At 63.8% G+C, this 18,225-nt stretch carries 15 protein-coding genes; 5 read left to right on the top strand and 10 right to left on the bottom strand.

The window, feature by feature from the left end; all coding sequences use genetic code 11:
* Positions 1-101 precede the first annotated feature (101 nt).
* Positions 102-1,565, bottom strand: a complete 1,464-nt coding sequence (locus DN388_RS07750) for a glyceraldehyde-3-phosphate dehydrogenase (protein WP_043864557.1) — start codon at positions 1,563-1,565, stop codon at positions 102-104.
* 180 nt (positions 1,566-1,745) lie between these two features.
* Between DN388_RS07750 and mfd the strand changes: the two genes are divergently transcribed.
* Genes mfd through DN388_RS07735 form a run of 3 tightly spaced genes read left to right on the top strand, consistent with a single transcriptional unit; the run spans position 1,746 to position 8,437 of the window.
* Complete coding sequence (gene mfd, locus DN388_RS07745; RefSeq protein ID WP_043864558.1) at positions 1,746-5,195, top strand: transcription-repair coupling factor; 3,450 nt, start codon at positions 1,746-1,748, stop codon at positions 5,193-5,195.
* Positions 5,196-5,205: 10 nt separating this feature from the next.
* The gene (locus DN388_RS07740) at positions 5,206-5,778 is read left to right on the top strand and encodes a CsiV family protein (protein ID WP_043864559.1); all 573 of its coding nucleotides are present in this window, start codon (positions 5,206-5,208) and stop codon (positions 5,776-5,778) included.
* Between the two features lie 4 nt (positions 5,779-5,782).
* The gene (locus tag DN388_RS07735) at positions 5,783-8,437 is read left to right on the top strand and encodes a DEAD/DEAH box helicase (protein WP_254998382.1); all 2,655 of its coding nucleotides are present in this window, start codon (positions 5,783-5,785) and stop codon (positions 8,435-8,437) included.
* 73 nt (positions 8,438-8,510) lie between these two features.
* Here DN388_RS07735 and nagZ read toward each other — a convergent pair whose 3' ends face one another.
* From nagZ to DN388_RS07720, 3 genes are read right to left on the bottom strand one after another with little or no spacing between them, the layout of a single operon-like run.
* The gene (gene nagZ, locus DN388_RS07730; RefSeq protein WP_173925092.1) at positions 8,511-9,509 is read right to left on the bottom strand and encodes a beta-N-acetylhexosaminidase; all 999 of its coding nucleotides are present in this window, start codon (positions 9,507-9,509) and stop codon (positions 8,511-8,513) included.
* A 22-nt stretch (positions 9,510-9,531) separates the two neighbouring features.
* On the bottom strand, positions 9,532-10,056 hold the full coding sequence (locus tag DN388_RS07725; RefSeq protein ID WP_177333000.1) for a L,D-transpeptidase: 525 nt from the start codon (positions 10,054-10,056) through the stop codon (positions 9,532-9,534).
* 45 nt (positions 10,057-10,101) lie between these two features.
* Positions 10,102-10,815: a TetR/AcrR family transcriptional regulator gene (locus DN388_RS07720; RefSeq protein WP_043864562.1), complete on the bottom strand. Its 714-nt coding sequence runs from the start codon at positions 10,813-10,815 to the stop codon at positions 10,102-10,104.
* Positions 10,816-11,043: 228 nt separating this feature from the next.
* Here DN388_RS07720 and lexA point away from each other — a divergent pair, with 228 nt between their 5' ends.
* Positions 11,044-11,652 carry a transcriptional repressor LexA gene (lexA, locus tag DN388_RS07715; protein ID WP_043864563.1) on the top strand — a complete coding sequence of 203 codons (609 nt, stop codon included), beginning with the start codon at positions 11,044-11,046 and terminating at the stop codon, positions 11,650-11,652.
* 12 nt (positions 11,653-11,664) lie between these two features.
* Positions 11,665-12,147, top strand: coding sequence for an SOS-induced cell division inhibitor SulA (gene sulA / locus DN388_RS07710; protein WP_054916190.1), 483 nt, complete (start codon positions 11,665-11,667; stop codon positions 12,145-12,147).
* Between the two features lie 66 nt (positions 12,148-12,213).
* Here the strand turns inward: sulA and DN388_RS07705 are convergent, their stop codons facing one another.
* The 6 genes from DN388_RS07705 to fadA all read right to left on the bottom strand — a co-directional run bounded on the left by DN388_RS07705 (position 12,214) and on the right by fadA (position 18,217).
* A complete protein-coding gene (locus DN388_RS07705) occupies positions 12,214-12,450 on the bottom strand; it encodes a hypothetical protein (RefSeq protein ID WP_043864565.1) in 237 nt (78 codons plus the stop codon).
* A 50-nt stretch (positions 12,451-12,500) separates the two neighbouring features.
* Positions 12,501-13,022 carry a DUF6586 family protein gene (locus DN388_RS07700; protein WP_123752343.1) on the bottom strand — a complete coding sequence of 174 codons (522 nt, stop codon included), beginning with the start codon at positions 13,020-13,022 and terminating at the stop codon, positions 12,501-12,503.
* 89 nt (positions 13,023-13,111) lie between these two features.
* Positions 13,112-13,864: an HAD-IB family hydrolase gene (locus DN388_RS07695; protein ID WP_123752342.1), complete on the bottom strand. Its 753-nt coding sequence runs from the start codon at positions 13,862-13,864 to the stop codon at positions 13,112-13,114.
* Between the two features lie 139 nt (positions 13,865-14,003).
* Positions 14,004-16,610: a type I DNA topoisomerase gene (gene topA / locus DN388_RS07690; RefSeq protein ID WP_043864567.1), complete on the bottom strand. Its 2,607-nt coding sequence runs from the start codon at positions 16,608-16,610 to the stop codon at positions 14,004-14,006.
* 100 nt (positions 16,611-16,710) lie between these two features.
* Complete coding sequence (locus DN388_RS07685) at positions 16,711-16,962, bottom strand: DUF1653 domain-containing protein (RefSeq protein ID WP_054916193.1); 252 nt, start codon at positions 16,960-16,962, stop codon at positions 16,711-16,713.
* A gap of 79 nt (positions 16,963-17,041) precedes the next feature.
* Positions 17,042-18,217 carry an acetyl-CoA C-acyltransferase FadA gene (gene fadA / locus DN388_RS07680; protein WP_254998373.1) on the bottom strand — a complete coding sequence of 392 codons (1,176 nt, stop codon included), beginning with the start codon at positions 18,215-18,217 and terminating at the stop codon, positions 17,042-17,044.
* Between the last annotated feature and the right edge of the window lie 8 nt (positions 18,218-18,225).

The following is an 18,225-nucleotide window of genomic DNA, read 5'->3' as shown; positions in this document are numbered from 1 at the left end:
CAGGCAGCGCAGCCCATCCCTTTTTCACACGACGCCTCCTTTTCTGAAGCCAAAAAAAACGGGAACCCGCAGGCTCCCGTTCTTTCAACGCAACGTAATGCTTAGCGTGGGAACGCTGGCGGGTTGACCCCGGCCATGTCTTCCATCACGCGCACTACCTGACAGCTGTAACCGAACTCGTTGTCGTACCAAACGTACAGTACAACGCGGTTGTCGTTGCAGATGGTGGCCTCGGCATCGACCACACCGGCGTGACGCGAGCCGACGAAGTCGCTGGAAACCACTTCCTGCGAGCTGACGAAGTCGATCTGCTTGTGCAGGTCCGAGTGCATGGCCATCTGGCGCAGGTACTCGTTGATCTCGTCGCGGCTGGTGGCCTTTTCCAGGTTCAGGTTCAGGATCGCCATCGAGACGTTCGGCGTCGGAACGCGGATCGCGTTACCGGTCAGCTTGCCCTTGAGCACTGGCAGCGCCTTGGCGGCGGCAGTGGCGGCGCCGGTCTCGGTGATGACCATGTTCAGCGCAGCGGAACGACCACGGCGGCTGCCCTTGTGGAAGTTGTCGATCAGGTTCTGGTCGTTGGTGTACGAGTGAACGGTTTCGACGTGACCGTTGACGATGCCGAACTTGTCGTTGACTGCCTTGAGCACCGGCACGATGGCGTTGGTGGTGCAGGAAGCCGCCGAGATGATCTTGTCATCAGGGCTGATGTCGGCGTGGTTGATGCCGTGCACGATGTTCTTCAGCGCGCCCTTGCCCGGTGCGGTGAGGATAACGCGTGCGGCACCCGGGCAGGCCAGGTGCTGGCCCAGGCCGTCGGCATCGCGCCAGACGCCGGTGTTGTCGACCACCAGGGCGTTCTCGATACCGTACTGGGTATAGTCGACTTCGCTCGGGTTCTTCGCGTAGATAACCTGGATCAGGTTGCCGTTGGCGGTGATGGTGTTGTTTTCTTCGTCGATGGTGATGGTGCCATCGAACGGACCGTGCACCGAGTCGCGACGCAGCAGGCTGGCGCGCTTGATCAGGTCGTTCTCGGCGCCCTTGCGCACAACGATGGCACGCAGGCGCAGGCCGTCGCCACCACCGGTCTTCTCGATCAGGATACGCGCCAGCAGACGGCCGATACGACCGAAGCCGTACAGGACCACGTCGGTGCCCTTGCGTGCGGAGGCGTTCTGCTGGCCAACCACGTCGGCCATTTCTTCACGCACGAACTGCTCGGCGCTGCGGCCGTTGCCTTCTTGCTTGAACTTGTTGGCCAGCTTGCCCAGGTCGACCGAAGCGGCGCCCAGCTTGAGCTCGCTCATGGCCTTGAGCAGCGGGAATGTCTCGTGGACAGACAGTTCGGTTTCGTCGGTCTGGCGATGACGGGCAAAGCGGTGGGCTTTGAGGATCGCGATCACCGAACGGTTGATCAGGCTACGGCCATAGATCGAGCTCACCACATTGTTATTGCGGTAGAGCTGACCGATAAGCGGGATCATCGCTTCTGCAAGCGCTTCACGATCGATCCACTCACCAAGACACTGGTCGGGCTTCTGAGTCACGGGAACCTTCCACATGTAGGGACAGAAAAAAGGGGCTACATTATGACGCCCCGCGTCGCTTCGAGCAATGAGCGCCTGTCGCCGGCGCCGCACGGCATGATCCGGGCCCCACATTCAGGCGGCTGAAACCTGACAGCAATGCCCCGCGCCCGGTACAATCGGCGTTTTGTCGCAACGCTTGGAGCTCGACCTCCCGTGCCTGTTCTGCGTCTACCTCACCTGCCGGCCAGCGCCGGCAAACACACCTGGGGCAACCTGCCCGGTGCCGCCCTGAGCCTGGCCATCGCCGAGGCCGCCAGCGCCGCGAAGCGCTTCACCCTGCTGCTGACCGCCGACAGCCAGAGCGCCGACCGGCTGGAGCAGGAGCTGCGTTTCTTCGCCCCGGAACTGGCCGTGCTGCCGTTCCCCGACTGGGAAACCCTGCCCTACGACCTGTTCTCGCCGCACCAGGACATCATTTCGCAGCGGATCGCCAGCCTGTACCGGTTGCCGGAGCTGGACCACGGCATCCTCGTGGTGCCGATCACCACCGCACTGCACCGCCTGGCGCCCACGCGCTTTCTGCTGGGCAGCAGCCTGGTGCTGGACATCGGCCAGAAGCTGGATGTGGAACAGATGCGCACGCGCCTGGAGGCCAGCGGCTACCGCTGCGTCGACACCGTGTACGAGCATGGCGAGTTCGCCGTGCGCGGTGCCCTGATCGACCTGTTCCCGATGGGCAGCAAGCTGCCGTACCGCATCGACCTGTTCGATGACGAGATCGAGACCCTGCGCACCTTCGACCCGGAGAGCCAGCGCTCGATCGACAAGGTCGACTCGGTACGCCTGCTGCCGGCCCGCGAGTTCCCGCTGCAAAAAGACGAAGTCACCCGCTTCAAAGCGCGTTTTCGCGAACGCTTCGACGTGGACTTTCGCCGCAGCCCGATCTTCCAGGACCTGAGCAGCGGTATCGTGCCGGCCGGCATCGAGTACTACCTGCCGCTGTTTTTCGAGGAAACCTCGACCCTGTTCGACTACCTGCCGGAAAACACCCAGGTGTTCTCCCTGCCCGGCGTGGAACAGGCCGCCGAGCACTTCTGGAGCGATGTACGCAACCGCTATGAAGAGCGGCGCATCGACCCTAACCGCCCTCTGCTGCCGCCTGCCGAGCTGTTCATGCCGGTGGAAGACTGCTTCGCCCGGCTCAAGGGCTGGCCACGGGTGGTGGTCAGCCAGGACGACATCGACGCCGGCCCCGGCCGCGAGCGCTTTGCCGCGCAGACGCTGCCCAACCTCGCCATCGAAGCCAAGGCCAACCAGCCCCTGGCGGCGCTGTCGGGGTTTCTCGAGCAATTCCCCGGCCGCGTGCTGTTCACCGCCGAATCGGCCGGGCGCCGCGAAGTGCTGCTGGAACTGCTCGAACGCCTGAAACTGCGCCCGCAAACCGTCGATGGCTGGCACGAGTTCGTCGCCAGCAAGCAGCGCCTGGCAATCACCATCGCACCACTGGACGACGGCCTGCTGCTGGACGATCCGGCCCTGGCGCTGGTTGCCGAGAGCCCGCTGTTCGGCCAGCGCGTGATGCAGCGGCGGCGCCGCGAGAAGCGCAGCGACGTCAACAACGACGCGGTGATCAAGAACCTTACCGAGCTGCGCGAAGGCGCCCCGGTGGTGCATATCGACCATGGCGTGGGCCGCTACCTGGGCCTGGCGACACTGGAGATCGACGGCCAGGCCGCCGAGTTTCTCACCCTTGAATACGCCGAAGGCGCCAAGCTGTATGTGCCGGTGGCCAACCTGCACCTGATCGCGCGCTACACCGGCAGCGACGATGCGCTGGCACCGCTGCACCGTCTGGGCTCCGAGACCTGGCAGAAGGCCAAGCGCAAGGCGGCCGAACAAGTGCGCGACGTGGCTGCCGAGCTGCTCGACATCTATGCCCGGCGCGCCGCGCGCAAGGGCTATGCGTTTGCCGACCCGTCGGTAGACTACGCCACCTTCAGTGCCGGCTTCCCGTTCGAGGAAACCCCGGACCAGCAGTCGGCCATCGAAGCGGTACGCGAGGACATGCTCGCCGCCAAGCCGATGGACCGCCTGGTGTGCGGCGATGTCGGCTTCGGCAAGACCGAAGTGGCCATGCGCGCCGCCTTCATCGCCGTGCACGGCGGGCGCCAGGTCGCGATCCTGGTGCCCACCACCCTGCTCGCCCAGCAGCACTACAACAGCTTCCGCGACCGCTTTGCCGACTGGCCGGTAACCGTCGAAGTGATGAGCCGCTTCAAGTCGGCCAAGGAAGTCGGTGCCGCCGTGGCGGACCTTGCCGAAGGCAAGATCGACATCGTCATCGGCACCCACAAGCTGCTGCAGGACGACGTCAAGTTCAAGGACCTGGGCCTGGTCATCATCGACGAGGAACACCGGTTCGGCGTGCGCCAGAAAGAGCAGCTCAAGGCGCTGCGCAGCGAAGTCGACATCCTGACCCTGACCGCCACGCCGATCCCGCGCACGCTGAACATGGCGGTGGCGGGCATGCGCGATCTGTCGATCATCGCCACCCCGCCGGCACGCCGGCTGTCGGTGCGCACCTTCGTGATGGAGCAGAACAAGAGCACCATCAAGGAGGCGCTGCTGCGCGAACTGCTGCGTGGCGGCCAGGTGTACTACCTGCACAACGACGTGAAGAGCATCGAGAAGTGCGCCGCCGACCTCGCCGAGCTGGTACCCGAGGCGCGCATCGGTATCGGCCACGGGCAGATGCGCGAACGCGAACTCGAACAGGTGATGAGCGACTTCTACCACAAGCGTTTCAACGTGCTGATCGCCTCGACCATCATCGAGACCGGCATCGACGTGCCCAGCGCCAACACCATCATCATCGAGCGTGCCGACAAGTTCGGTCTGGCCCAGTTGCACCAGTTGCGCGGCCGCGTGGGGCGCAGCCACCATCAGGCGTATGCCTACCTGCTGACGCCCCCACGCCAGCAGATCACCCCCGACGCCGAAAAGCGCCTGGAGGCCATCGCCAATACCCAGGACCTGGGCGCAGGCTTCGTGCTGGCCACCAACGACCTGGAGATCCGCGGCGCCGGCGAACTGCTGGGCGAAGGCCAGAGCGGGCAGATCCAGGCGGTGGGCTTCACCCTCTACATGGAAATGCTCGAACGCGCCGTCAAGGCGATTCGCAAGGGCACCCAGCCCAACCTCGACCAGCCCCTGGGCGGCGGCCCGGAGATCAACCTGCGCGTACCGGCACTGATCCCCGAGGACTACCTGCCCGACGTGCATGCGCGCCTGATCCTGTACAAGCGCATCGCCTCGGCGGTGGACGAAGATGGCCTGAAGGATCTGCAGGTGGAGATGATCGACCGTTTCGGGCTGCTGCCCGAGCCGACCAAGAACCTGGTGCGCCTGACCCTGCTCAAGCTGCAGGCCGAGAAGCTGGGCATCAAGAAGGTCGACGCCGGCCCGCAAGGCGGACGGGTGGAATTCGAGGCCGAGACCCCGGTCGACCCGCTGGTGCTGATCAAGCTGATCCAGGGCCAGCCCAAGCGCTACAAGTTCGAAGGCGCGACGATGTTCAAGTTCATGGTGCCCATGGAACGCGCCGATGAACGCTTTACTACAGTGGAGGCGCTGTTCGAACGACTCGCCCCGAAACCCGCTTGAAGGATGATCCATGCGTGCAATTCGTAGCTTGACCCTGCTGCTGGCGCTGATTGCGCCGGCCGCCTTTGCCGACAGCCAGTACCAGGTCGAGATGTTCCTGCTGCGCCAGAATGCGGTGCCCGCGATCACCAGCCAGTTCGCCCCGGAAGACTGGCGCCAGGGCGCCAAGGCCCCCAGCGACTACGACGTGCGCAAGCCGGTGCTGACCGCACAGGCCGAAAAGCTGGCCGCCGACAGCAACTACACCGTGCTGCTGCACAAGGCCTGGCAGCAGCAGGTAGGCAGCGAACCGTCGCGGGTTGCCATCAGCGAGGGCCAGGAGCAGTTCGGCCACTTCCCGGTCGAAGGCAATGTCAGCCTCAGGCAGGGCCGTTTCATCGAAGTGCAGGCCAACTTCTGGGTCAACCAGCTCGATGGCAATGGCAGCGTGATCCAGAGCGAACAGCTCAGGCAGGTCAACAGCACGGTGAAGAACAACGAACTGACCTTCCTCGATGGCGGGCACCTGGCGGTCCTGTTCAAAGTGATCGCCGCCGGCACACGCACCACCTCTCCTGCTGAAGCGGAGATGATGGAACAGTAGAGCCATGTCGACCACACTGCAGCGCGCGCTCAAGAGCAAGCTCTGGCGCGAACAATTCGGCCCCAAGACCCTCACCCGAGGGCTTGACTATGCAGACAACAAGCGCGTCAGGCTCGTTTCGGTCGACGACAAGGGCGCGACCACCCTGTGCCACGGGTCCGGCGGCAACCTCTACCGGCAGACCCTGCTGATCGAAGGCGACGTTCACCCCCTCCTGATCGCCACCTGCAGCTGCCCTGTCCGCCAGAACTGCAAGCATTGCGCAGCGGCGCTGTACACCCTGACGGAGCGGCTGACGGCCAACGACTTTCCGCCGCCTCCAGCCACGGCGACCTACCAGAACCAGGTCATCGAAAATGTACCGGCTGTTGCGCACCTCACCCTGGGCAGCTACGAATTCACCGCCTACATGCCCAAGACCGGCAAGATGCAGCGCCAGTTGCAACACCGTGCGGCACTGGCGTTCACCTATGACGGGCAGCGCACCAGCGACAAGAGCAGCAGCGAAGTCATCCGTATCGACGGCAACGTCCGCCAGCGTATCCAGCGTCAGCCAGACGCCGAAAAGGCGCTGCGCCAGACCTTGAAGAAAATGGGCTTCAGCGTTGCCACGCGCCAGAGCAAGGCATTGCCCGACAGCGCCGGCGAAATGCTGCAGATGGCCGACGACCAGGCCTGGCTGCAGTTCGCCCGCACCGGCATCGATACCCTGCGTGCAGCCGGCTGGGAGGTGGAAGTGAGGCCCGACTTCGCCTTCAACCTGCATGACATCGACGACTGGTACGCCGATGTCGAGGAAGCGCCGGGGCGCGAATGGTTCGACCTGGAGCTGGGCATCGTGGTCAACGGCCAGCGCCACAGCCTGCTGCCGATCGTGCTGCACCTGCTGCGCAGCAACCCCGAACTGCTGCGCCCCAGCGAACTGGCCCGGCGCAGCGACGACGAGCACCTGCTGATCGACCTGAACCGCGCCCGCCATGACAGCCCGGCGCTGCGCGTGGCCTTGCCCTACGCACGCATCAAGCCGCTGATGGCCACCCTGGGCGAGCTGTACCTGGGCAATGACAGCGGGCCTTCGCTGCGCCTGGCAGCGCCGGATGCCGCGCGCCTGAGCAGCATCGACGACATGGCGCTGACCTGGCGCGGCGGCGACCGGGTACGCGACTTTGCCCGCCGCCTGCGCGAGTCCAGGCGTACCGACATCACCGCCCCCGAGGGCCTGAACGCCACGCTGCGACCCTACCAGCTCGAAGGCCTGAACTGGTTGCAGACCCTGCGCGAACTGGAGGTCGGCGGGATCCTGGGCGACGACATGGGCCTGGGCAAGACCCTGCAGACCCTGGCGCACCTGCTCACCGAAAAGAACGCGGGGCGCCTGCAGCGCCCTGCCCTGGCCGTGATGCCGACCAGCCTGATCCCCAACTGGCTCGACGAGGCGCAGCACTTCACCCCGCAGCTGCGCGTGCTGGCCCTGCATGGCCCCGGCCGCACCCGACACTTCGCCGACCTTGACCAGTACGACCTGGTACTGACCACCTACGCCCTGCTGCCCCGCGACCTGGCTCACTTCACCGCGCAGCCCTGGCACCTGCTGATTCTGGATGAAGCGCAGAACATCAAGAACGCCAACAGCAAGGCCGCCGAAGCGGCGCGCGAGATCCAGGCCAACCAGCGCCTGTGCCTGACCGGCACACCGATGGAAAACAACCTGGGCGAACTGTGGTCGATCTTCCACTTCCTGCTACCCGGCTGGCTGGGCGACAGCAAGGCCTTCAGCCGCGATTACCGCACCCCTGTCGAACGCCATGGCGACGTCGAGCGCATGGCGCATCTTGCCGCGCGCATCAAGCCATTCCTGCTGCGCCGCACCAAGGAACAGGTGGCCCGCGAACTGCCGGCCAAGACCGAGATCGTGCATTGGGTGGAGCTGAGCGACGCGCAGCGCGACACCTACGAAACGGTGCGGGTGGCGATGGACAGGAAGGTCCGCGAGGAAATCACCCGCAACGGCGCGGCACGCAGCCAGATCGTGATTCTGGATGCGTTGCTCAAGCTGCGTCAGGTGTGCTGCGATCTGCGCCTGGTCAAAAGCATTGCGCCAAGAACCACCCATTCGGACAAGGGCAAGCTGGGCAGCCTGATGCAGATGCTCGACGAACTGCTCAGCGAAGGGCGACGCATCCTGCTGTTCTCGCAGTTCACCTCGATGCTCGAACTGATCGAGCAGGAGCTGCACAAGCGTGGCGTCCGCTACAGCCTGCTGACCGGTGAAACCCGCGACCGGCGCACCCCGGTGCAGCAGTTCCAGAGCCTGCAGACGCCACTGTTTCTGATCAGCCTCAAAGCGGGCGGCACCGGCCTCAACCTCACCGCGGCCGACACGGTGATCCACTATGACCCGTGGTGGAACCCGGCCACCGAAAACCAGGCCACCGACCGCGCCTACCGCATCGGCCAGGACAAGCCGGTGTTCGTCTACAAGCTGATTACACGGGGGACGGTGGAAGAGAAGATCCAGAAGTTGCAACAGGAGAAGGCAGCGCTGGCTGCAGGCTTGCTGGAGGGGCGTCAGGCGGGGGACTGGAAGCTGGCGGATGAAGACATTGATGCGCTGTTTGCGCCGTTGCCCGGGAAGCGGCAGGCCGCGAAAATTAGTTGAGCCTTTCGCCGGCAAGGCCGGCTCCTACAGGTATCGCAGCACCTGCAGGAGCCAGCCTTGCCGGCGCAGGACCTCAGTCGATCAGTTGTGCATCTTTCAGCGCGCCAAGCGCCTCCAGCCAGCGGGGCTGCTGGCGGTAATCGGTACGCGCAAAACCCTGCCCGCGCATCTGCGCGATCCGCGGCGACGGCCTCACCCTCAACCGCTGCGCCGCCGACAACGCAAGCTCGGCAGCCGCCCGATCATTGCACACCAGGCCCATGTCGCAACCGGCACTCAGCGCCGCCTCGATACGGCTGGCGGCGTCCCCCACCACATGCGCACCGGCCATCGACAGGTCATCGCTGAAGATCACCCCGTCAAAGCCCAGCTCGCCACGCAGAATCTCCTGCAACCAGCGCCGCGAGAAGCCGGCCGGCTGGTTATCGACCTGTGGATAGATCACGTGCGCCGGCATCACCGCCGCCAACTGCCCGCTCAGGCGCGTGAACGGCACCAGGTCGGCTGCGCGGATCTGCTCCAGGCTGCGCTCGTCGGTGGGTATCGCCACATGCGAATCCGCCTCGGCCCAGCCATGCCCCGGGAAGTGCTTGCCGCAGGCCGCCATGCCCGCCGCGTTCATGCCGCGAATGAAGGCACCGGCAAGCAAGGTGGCGCGCTGCGGGTCACCCTCGAAGGCGCGACTGCCAACCACCGCGCTGCGCTGGTGGTCAAGGTCCAGCACCGGGGCAAAGCTCAAGTCGAGCCCTACCGCCAGCACTTCGGTTGCCATCAGCCAGCCGCAGTGTTCGGCCAGGCGCTCGGCATTGGGGTTGTCGGCAATCGCACGCATCGCGGGCAAGCGCACGAAGCCCTGGCGCAGGCGCTGTACGCGACCACCCTCCTGGTCCACGGCCAGGATCAGGTCCGGGCGCACGGCACGAATCGACGCACTCAGTTCGCGCACCTGGCGCGGGCATTCGATGTTGCGGGCAAAGATGATCAGGCCGGCCACTTCGGGCTGACGCAGCAGGTGGCGGTCTTCGGCAGTCAGCCAGGTGCCGGCCACGTCGACCATCAGGGAGCCTTGCAGGCGGGTACTCATAAATGATCCTTCAGTTGAGGGGCGCGCTCGCCCACTGGGGGCAGGCGGCTTCTTCGATCTGTACCGGGCAATGCACAGGCACCCGGTCGAACAGCGCTACCAGGTCGGCGTTGCGCAGGCGTATGCAGCCGTGGGACAACGGCACACCCATGGGTTCGCTGTCGGGCGTGCCGTGCAGGTAGATATAGCGGCGGAACGTATCCACCGGCCCGAGGCGGTTGCGCCCCGGCTCGCGGCCGCTGAGCCAGAGAATGCGCGAGAGAATCCAGTCGCGCCCAGGGAACTGCGCGTGCAGGTCGGGCGTCCAGACCTCGCCGGTCCAGCGACGCCCGCGCAGCACCGCGCCCTGGGGCAAGCCCGCGCCGATCTTCGCACGCACCTGATGCAGCCCGCGCGGTGTACAACCGGAGCCGTTGTGCTCGCCCGGGCCATTGAGTGCGGTGGACACCGCAAGACGCACCGCCAGTCGCCCCTGGGCGAACCCATAAAGGCACTGGTCGGCGATGGAAATGTGCAGCAAATCGAGAATAGGCATGGGCGCTAGCTTAGCCGAAGCCGGCTGTGCCGCCCAGCCGGGGAATCAGGCCTTTGCCGGTACCGGGGCGTGGCTGGTCTTGCTGCGCGGACGCAACTGCGCCGCCGCCATCGCCTCGTCCGTGACCCCGCTGTCGGCACGCATGCCGGCGGCCAGGAACGGCACCATCAGGCGCATGACCTGCTCGATCGAGGTATTGACCCCGAAATCGGTCTCGGCAATCGCGCGCAGGGCCTTGATGCCCGACATGCTGAACGCTGCAGCGCCGAGCATGAAATGCACGCGCCAGAACAGTTCAAGGGGAGGAATCTGTGGCGCGGCCTCGTTGACCAGCAGCATGTAGCGGCGGAACACCTTGCCGTACATGTCTTCGAGGTAACGACGCAGGTGGCCCTGGCTCTGGCTGAAGGCCAGGCCCAGCAGGCGCATGAAGATCGACAGGTCATTGCCGCTGCGCGGCTGCACCACCAGCGCCTGCTCGACCAGCATCTCCAGCAGTTCTTCAAGGCTGGGCTTGTGCTCGGGGCGCGCCTGGCGCCGCTCGAGCTCACGCTCCAGGCTCTGGCAGAACGGCCCTAGAAAACGCGAGAAGACCGCCTGGATCAGCGCCTTCTTCGAACCGAAATGGTAGTTCACCGCCGCCAGGTTGACGCCGGCCTTGCTGGTGATCAGCCGCAATGAGGTTTCGGCAAAACCTTTTTCCGCGAACAGCTGCTCGGCAGCATCGAGAATGCGTTCAACGGTTTCCGACTGGGCCATGACTACTCCGCGAGACAAACACTTGTTTGAAACATACGTTTCAAGGCAGGGTTCTGTCAAGTACGCACGGGCGTTTTGTGCCCGGCCGGTCATGGTATTGAAGGCAGCGACAAGCCACAAGCCGGAAGCGGCAGGCAACTGCGGGCACGCTTGGAGCTTGCCGCTTGTAGCTTGCCGCTATCACTGTATATAATCCCAGTCACTGTATAAAAAGACAGAGCGATCGACATGCTAAAACTGACGCCACGCCAAGCTGAGATTCTGGCTTTCATCAAGCGCTGCCTCGAAGACAACGGCTTCCCGCCCACCCGCGCGGAAATCGCCCAGGAACTGGGGTTCAAATCCCCCAACGCCGCCGAAGAGCATCTGAAGGCACTGGCCCGCAAGGGTGCAATCGAGATGACCCCTGGTGCCTCGCGCGGCATCCGCATTCCGGGGCTCGAGAGCAAGCCCGATGAAAACGCCCTGCCCATCATTGGCCGCGTGGCCGCGGGTGCCCCTATCCTCGCCCAGCAGCACATCGAGGAATCCTGCGCCATCAACCCGGCCTTCTTCCACCCCCGCGCCGACTACCTGCTGCGCGTGCACGGCATGAGCATGAAGGACGTCGGCATCGTCGACGGCGACCTGCTGGCCGTACACACCTGCCGCGAAGCGCGCAATGGTCAGATCGTCGTAGCCCGCCTGGGTGACGAAGTCACGGTCAAGCGCTTCAAACGGGAAGGCAACAAGGTCTGGCTGATCGCCGAGAACCCCGAATTCGCCCCTATCGAAGTCAACCTGAAAGAGCAGGACCTGGTCATCGAGGGCTTGAGCGTCGGCGTTATCCGCCGCTAATAAGGAGGCGTCATGCAGTTCCCCCACGTACCACAGCAAGCACAGTTGCCCTTGTTCGAAGCATTCCTGGCCCAGCCGGTACTGCCGCGGGTCAAAACCAGGCAGCCCGCCCGGCAAAGCAACAAGCCGCAGGCATTCAGCGAGCTGTCCTTGCGTGGCGCGCTGGAGCACTGCCAAAGCCTGCTGGCACCGGTGCTACGCGACCTGAGCGAACTGAGTGAAGAGCATGACGCCCGCTGGCTTACCCTGATCGCCCCACCCGGTAGCCTTACCCAGGCCTGGCTGAGGGACGCAGGGCTCAACCGCGAACGCATACTGCTGCTGCAGCCTCGCGGCAACCAGAGTGCGCTGCAACTGGCCTGTGACGCCCTGCGCCTTGGGCGCAGCCATACGGTGGTCACCTGGTTCAATCCGGTCAGCAACGGCGCCCGCCTGCAACTGACCAATGCTGCCCGTGCGGGTGACGCACAAAGCCTGAATATCCGCCTGGGCTGATACTCGCTGAACGCTCGAAGGGTATGCAGCAGGCTTCCTCAGGACGAGGAAGCCGGATACTGACGGTCAGTGCAGAACCCGTGGGCCTGCATGTTCCTGTTCGATCTCGCCTTCAACCAACTTGCCGGCCATCTGCACACCAACGCTGAGCATGGCCTTGGCCACCTCGACGTGTTGGCCCTGCAGGAACGCCTTGGCATCTTCCGAAAAATCCAGGGTTACCAACGACCCCTCGTCCTCGGCGCGGCGCAACTCGATGCGACCGTCAGGCAACTCTACAATTTCTAGAAAGGACGTGGGCATAAAAGACTGTTCTCCAGGAAAGGCCGGCATTGTACCAGCCACTGGCAGGATCAGCACTCACTCAGACCTTCGCGAAAACGCACCACGAGGCGTTTGAGATTCTGCCGCCAGCTCTCCAGTTCTTCGCGCGACAGCGCTGGCGCCTCGGGTTCATCCAGGCTCACGGCCTGAATCAACGGTTGGGTCACATCACCTTTGGGCGCCTTGCTCGCGACAGGTGGTCGGAACAAATCGGCATAAGCCCTGAGCAGTTGCGCCAGCCAGGTTTCAGGCTGCTCGGCAAGTTCGACCAGTTCAGCCAGCTCGGGAATGGCGATGGTCGCCAGTACTTCACGGCTCAGCAGTTGCTCGGCACGCAGCGCGCCGGCCTGGGGCAAGCGATAATAGCCACCGACCTCATGACACAGCCCCAACAGCGCACCATACAGGTGAAACAGCGCAGACTCCCGCTCGGCCTGGGTCTGCGCCTGGGCGTTCATGGCGCGACTGTCCTGCGCCTTGCCCAGTGCCTCCAGGGCCAGACCGGCGAAATAGATCTTCTGGTTGGTACGGGTATAGAGTTCCTGGGCCATCGAGGCGCGCTCCGAGGGAGTGTGAGGCGGGGGCTCAGTTTCTGTGATGGATCGCAGGCACGCAAGCTGAATCACCGCAGGCGTGAGGCTCAACCGCCCTTGCGGTCATCGTTGCGCGGCAAACCGCCAACCGTGGTTGCAGCCGAGTCTTTCGGCGTGGCCGGGGTGACCGGGCCGTAGATCTTTTCGATGCGCAGGCGGCCACGCTGCCACGCGGGATGAAAGTGCCGCCAGTGTGCGTCCTGAGCCGCGGCCAGCAGCTCATGGTCGCCCCGCGTGTCGCCCCAGGCGCGCATGCGGTACTGCGTCAGCACCCCGTAAACCGCCTCCAGGCGCAGAACCTTGGCTTCGCAGCGGCAGTTGTCTCCACTGATCCTGCCGGTCAGCACGCCATCGATCACCTCCAGCTCGGTGCCGATCAGCTTGATGCCCAACTGTTCGGCAAAGGGCTTGAGCACCAGCGCCGGCGATGCCGAACAGATCGTCACCTCGGCACCAGAGGCCAGTTCCTGTTTCACCGAAATCACGCCCTGCGGGCGCATCAGCCGGGCCCACGCCTGCGACTTGAACGCCACCGCCTTCTGCGCGACCCATTGCTCTTTCACACCCGCAAGAAACGTCTGGATCAACTGGGCCTTGAGTTCATCGCGGCTGATCCGCCGCCCCATATAGCGCAGGCTTGGCCAGATCATCCGCAGCATGCGGCGAGCAAAAAAGCCGTTGCCGAAAGCGAACCTCAAAAAAGGTACAAAGCTGTCACGGCGGGTCAGCGTGCCATCGAAATCGAACACCGACAGGATTCTGGCCGACTGCGGCCCTGCTTCCAACATTTCCTGACTCATCTGCTTGCCTCTGCTCGATGGTGTACAGCCCTGGCGGAGAAACGTCCCGATCAAACCTCACAACCGTTCGCTGACCTGACTAAAAAAAAGGCTGCGTCCAGGATCACCAGATGCAGCCTCTAGTAGCCGATTCTATCGCTTAGCGCTTGTCTTCCACCTTCCACGCCTTGCCGTCATAGAATGCTCGCCAGCCGGTCGGCTTGCCGTCGACCTCGGTCTGCACATACTGCTCCTTGGTCTTGCGGCTGTAGCGGATCACCGTCGGGCGACCGTCCGGGTCCTTCTTCGGCGCTTCACAGAGGAAGTGATACTTCGGATCGATCTCGTCCTTGTGCGGCACGATCTCCATCACCAGGGGGGCGCGGGTCTCGCGGTTCTTCGGGAACTGGCTGGCGGCCAGGAACAGGCCCGAAGCCCCGTCACGCAACACATAGGTGTCGTTGACCTTCTCGCACTTGAGCTCGGGCATCTTCACCGCGTCCATCTTCGGCGGCGCCGCCTCGCCGCTCTTGAGTAGCTTGCGGGTGTTCTTGCACTCCGGGTTGGTACAGCCGAAGAACTTGCCGAAACGACCGGTCTTGAGCTGCATCTCGCTGCCGCACTTGTCACACTCAAGGCTCGGGCCCTCGTAGCCCTTGATGCGGTAGCTGCCTTCCTCGATCTCGTAGCCCGTGCAATCGGGGTTGTTGCCGCAGATGTGCAGCTTGTGTTTCTCGTCGAGCAGGTAGGCGTCCATCGCCGTGGCGCAGATCGGGCAGCGGTGCTTGCCCAACAGCACGCGCGACTCGGACTCGCCCTCGTCGTCGGCGGCAATCTCGTCACCTGGCACCAGGTTCACGGTGGCCTTGCAACGCTCTTTGGGCGGCAGGCTGTAGCCCGAGCAACCGAGGAACACACCCGTGGAGGCTGTGCGGATCATCATGTGCCTGCCGCATTCCTTGCAGGCAATGTTGGTCGGGGTCGGCTGGTTGGCACGCATGCCCTTTTCGGCATCTTCAGCCAGTTGCAGCTTCTTGCTGAAGTCGCCATAGAACTCGTCCAGCACGTTTTTCCAGTCGCGCTCGCCCTGGGCCACATCGTCGAGGTTCTCTTCCATGCCGGCGGTGAAGCCGTAGTCCATCAGGTTGGAAAAGCTCTCGGACAGACGCTCGGTCACGATGTCGCCCATCTTCTCGGAGTAGAAGCGGCGATTGTGCAGGGTCACATAGCCACGGTCCTGGATGGTGGAGATGATCGCCGCGTAGGTCGATGGGCGACCGATACCGCGTTTTTCCATTTCCTTGACCAGGCTCGCTTCCGAGAAACGTGCCGGCGGCTTGGTGAAGTGCTGGCTCGGGTCGAGCTTGATGAGCTTGAGCACTTCGCCCTGGTTCATTTCCGGCAGTACATCGTCGTCGCCCGGCTTGCTCTGCTGCGGCAACACACGGGTGTAACCGTCGAACTTGAGGATACGGCCCTTGGCACGCAACTCGAACTCGCCCGCCGTGACGCTGACGGTGGTCGACAGGTACTGCGCCGGCGGCATCTGGCAGGCCAGGAACTGGCGCCAGATCAGCTCGTACAGACGCTCGGCATCACGCTCCATGCCGCTGAGCTTGGTCGGGTGCGTGGCCACGTCCGAAGGTCGGATCGCTTCGTGCGCTTCCTGTGCGCCTTCCTTGCTGCCGTAGACGATCGGCGCTTCTGGCAGGTACTTCTTGCCGAACTCGCTTTCGATGTAGCTGCGCGCCATTTCCACCGCATCGACCGACAGGTTGGTCGAGTCGGTACGCATGTAGGTGATGTAGCCGGCTTCGTACAGGCGCTGGGCCATCATCATGGTCTTCTTCACGCCGAAGCCGAGGCGATTGCTCGCCGCCTGCTGCAGGGTCGAGGTGATGAACGGCGCCGAGGGCTTGCTGCTGGTCGGGCGGTCTTCACGCTTGGCAATGGTGTAGCTGGAAGCCTTGAGCTTCTCCAGCGCGGCCATCGCCTGAGCTTCGTTGAGCGGCTTGAAGGCCTCGCCGTTCTGGCGAGCCACCTCGAAGCGCACCTTGGCGTCCTTGGCAGTACCCAGGTCGGCGTGCACTTCCCAGTACTCTTCGGGGATGAATGCGCGAATCTCGCGCTCGCGCTCCACCACCAGCTTCACGGCCACCGACTGCACCCGGCCGGCCGACAGGCCACGGGCGATCTTCTGCCACAGCAGTGGCGAGACCATGTAGCCCACCACGCGGTCGAGGAAGCGACGCGCCTGCTGTGCATTGACACGGTCGATGTCCAGCTCGCCCGGCTGGGAGAAGGCCTCCTGGATGGCCTTCTTGGTGATTTCGTTGAACACCACGCGCTTGTAGCGGCTGTCATCCCCACCGATGGCTTCGCGCAGGTGCCAGGCAATGGCTTCCCCCTCGCGATCCAAGTCGGTTGCGAGATAGATGGTGTCGGCATCCTTGGCCAGGCGGCGCAACTCCTCGATGACCTTTTCCTTGCCCGGAAGGATCTCGTACTTGGCCTTCCAGCCGTGGTCCGGGTCGACGCCCATGCGCGCCACCAGTTGCTTGCGCGCCTTTTCTTTCGGCGACAGCGCGGGTGCCTCGCCGGCAGCAGCCTTGCCGCGCTTGGCAGCAGGCTCCTTGCTGGCGGAACCGCTGGTGGGCAGGTCTCGGATATGGCCGATACTCGACTTCACCACGTACTGGTTGCCCAGGTACTTGTTGATGGTCTTGGCCTTAGCCGGGGATTCCACAATGACCAGCGATTTGCCCATGGATCGGAAAATTCCTGAATAACGAAAATAAAAACACGGCAGGTACCTGACGTGGCACCGCTATATATAGTGGCAACAGAGTGAGGTCAAGCGCCGAAGGTTAGCCCACTTGCGCATCGGCACGCGAAAACAGCTCGGGCTCGGCCTCGACCAAAGCAAAGCGCGGCACGTGCTCGCCGTCAACCTCGACCGACTCGGTGAACATCGAAAGCGGGCGTACCCACAGGCCGAAATCGCCGTACAGGGCCTGGTAGAACACCACCCACTCCTCGGTCTCGGAATGGCGCGCGGCACCGAATACACGATACTCAGGCCCTTTGTAATGCCGGTATACGCCTGGTTGTATCTGCATGCTGCCAACCCTCTTGAAAAAAAATCTGCAAAAAGCAAAAAACCGGGGCACAAGGCCCCGGCTTCCGACAACGAAACGCTTAGATGCGTTCGAAGACGGTGGTGATCCCCTGACCAAGGCCGACGCACATGGTCGAAACACCCAGGGTACCGCCATTCTGCTTCATGACATTGAGCAGAGTGCCGGAAATCCGCGCACCGGAGCAACCGAAAGGGTGACCCAGGGCGATTGCGCCGCCGTGCAGGTTAACCTTCTCATCCATCTTGTCGAGCACTTTCAGATCCTTGAGCACCGGCAGGGCCTGTGCAGCGAAGGCTTCGTTGAGCTCGAAGAAGTCGATATCGGCAATGCTCAGGCCCGCACGCTTGAGGGCTTTCTGGGTCGCCGGCACCGGGCCGTAGCCCATGATCGCAGGGTCCACGCCGGCCACCGCCATCGAGCGGATCACCGCCAGCGGCTGGATGCCCAGGTCCTGGGCACGCTGGGCCGACATCACGATCATGCACGAGGCGCCGTCGGTGATCTGCGAGGAGGTACCCGCTGTCACGGTGCCGCCCTTGGGGTTGAACGCCGGCTTCAACGCCGCCAGGCTTTCCAGGGTAGTGTCCGGGCGAATGGTTTCGTCGTAGTCGAAGACCTTGAGGAAGCCGTTCTCGTCATAGCCCTGCATCGGGATGATTTCGTCCTTGAACTTGCCTTCGACCGTCGCCTTGTGGGCGAGCTGGTGCGAACGCAGACCGAAGGCGTCCTGCTGCTCACGGCTGATGCCATGCATCTTGCCCAGCATCTCGGCGGTCAGGCCCATCATGCCCGAGGCCTTGGCCGCATACAGCGACATGTGCGGGTTGGGGTCCACGCCGTGCATCATGCTCACGTGGCCCATGTGCTCGACACCGCCGACCACGAACACATCGCCGTTGCCGGTCATGATCGCCTGGGCGGCCGTGTGCAGCGCGCTCATCGACGAACCGCACAGGCGGCTGACAGTCTGGCCGGCCGCAGTGTGCGGAATCTGGGTCATCAGCGAAGCCATGCGCGCGATGTTCCAGCCCTGCTCCAGGGTCTGGTTCACGCAGCCCCAGATCACGTCCTCGACTTCACTCGGGTCGACCTTGACGTTGCGCTCCAGCAGCTTGCTGATCAGGTGCGCCGACATGTCTTCGGCGCGGATGTTGCGGTGCATGCCGCCCTTGGAGCGGCCCATCGGCGTACGACCGAAGTCGACGATCACGACGTCTCTTGGATTCAAGCTCATACAATATT

It is taken from the genome of Pseudomonas sp. S12(2018), assembly GCF_024355235.1.
Lineage (GTDB): Bacteria > Pseudomonadota > Gammaproteobacteria > Pseudomonadales > Pseudomonadaceae > Aquipseudomonas > Aquipseudomonas palmensis.
The sequence above is the reverse complement of the archived record's forward strand: the minus strand, read 5'-3'. Positions and strand labels throughout refer to the sequence as shown.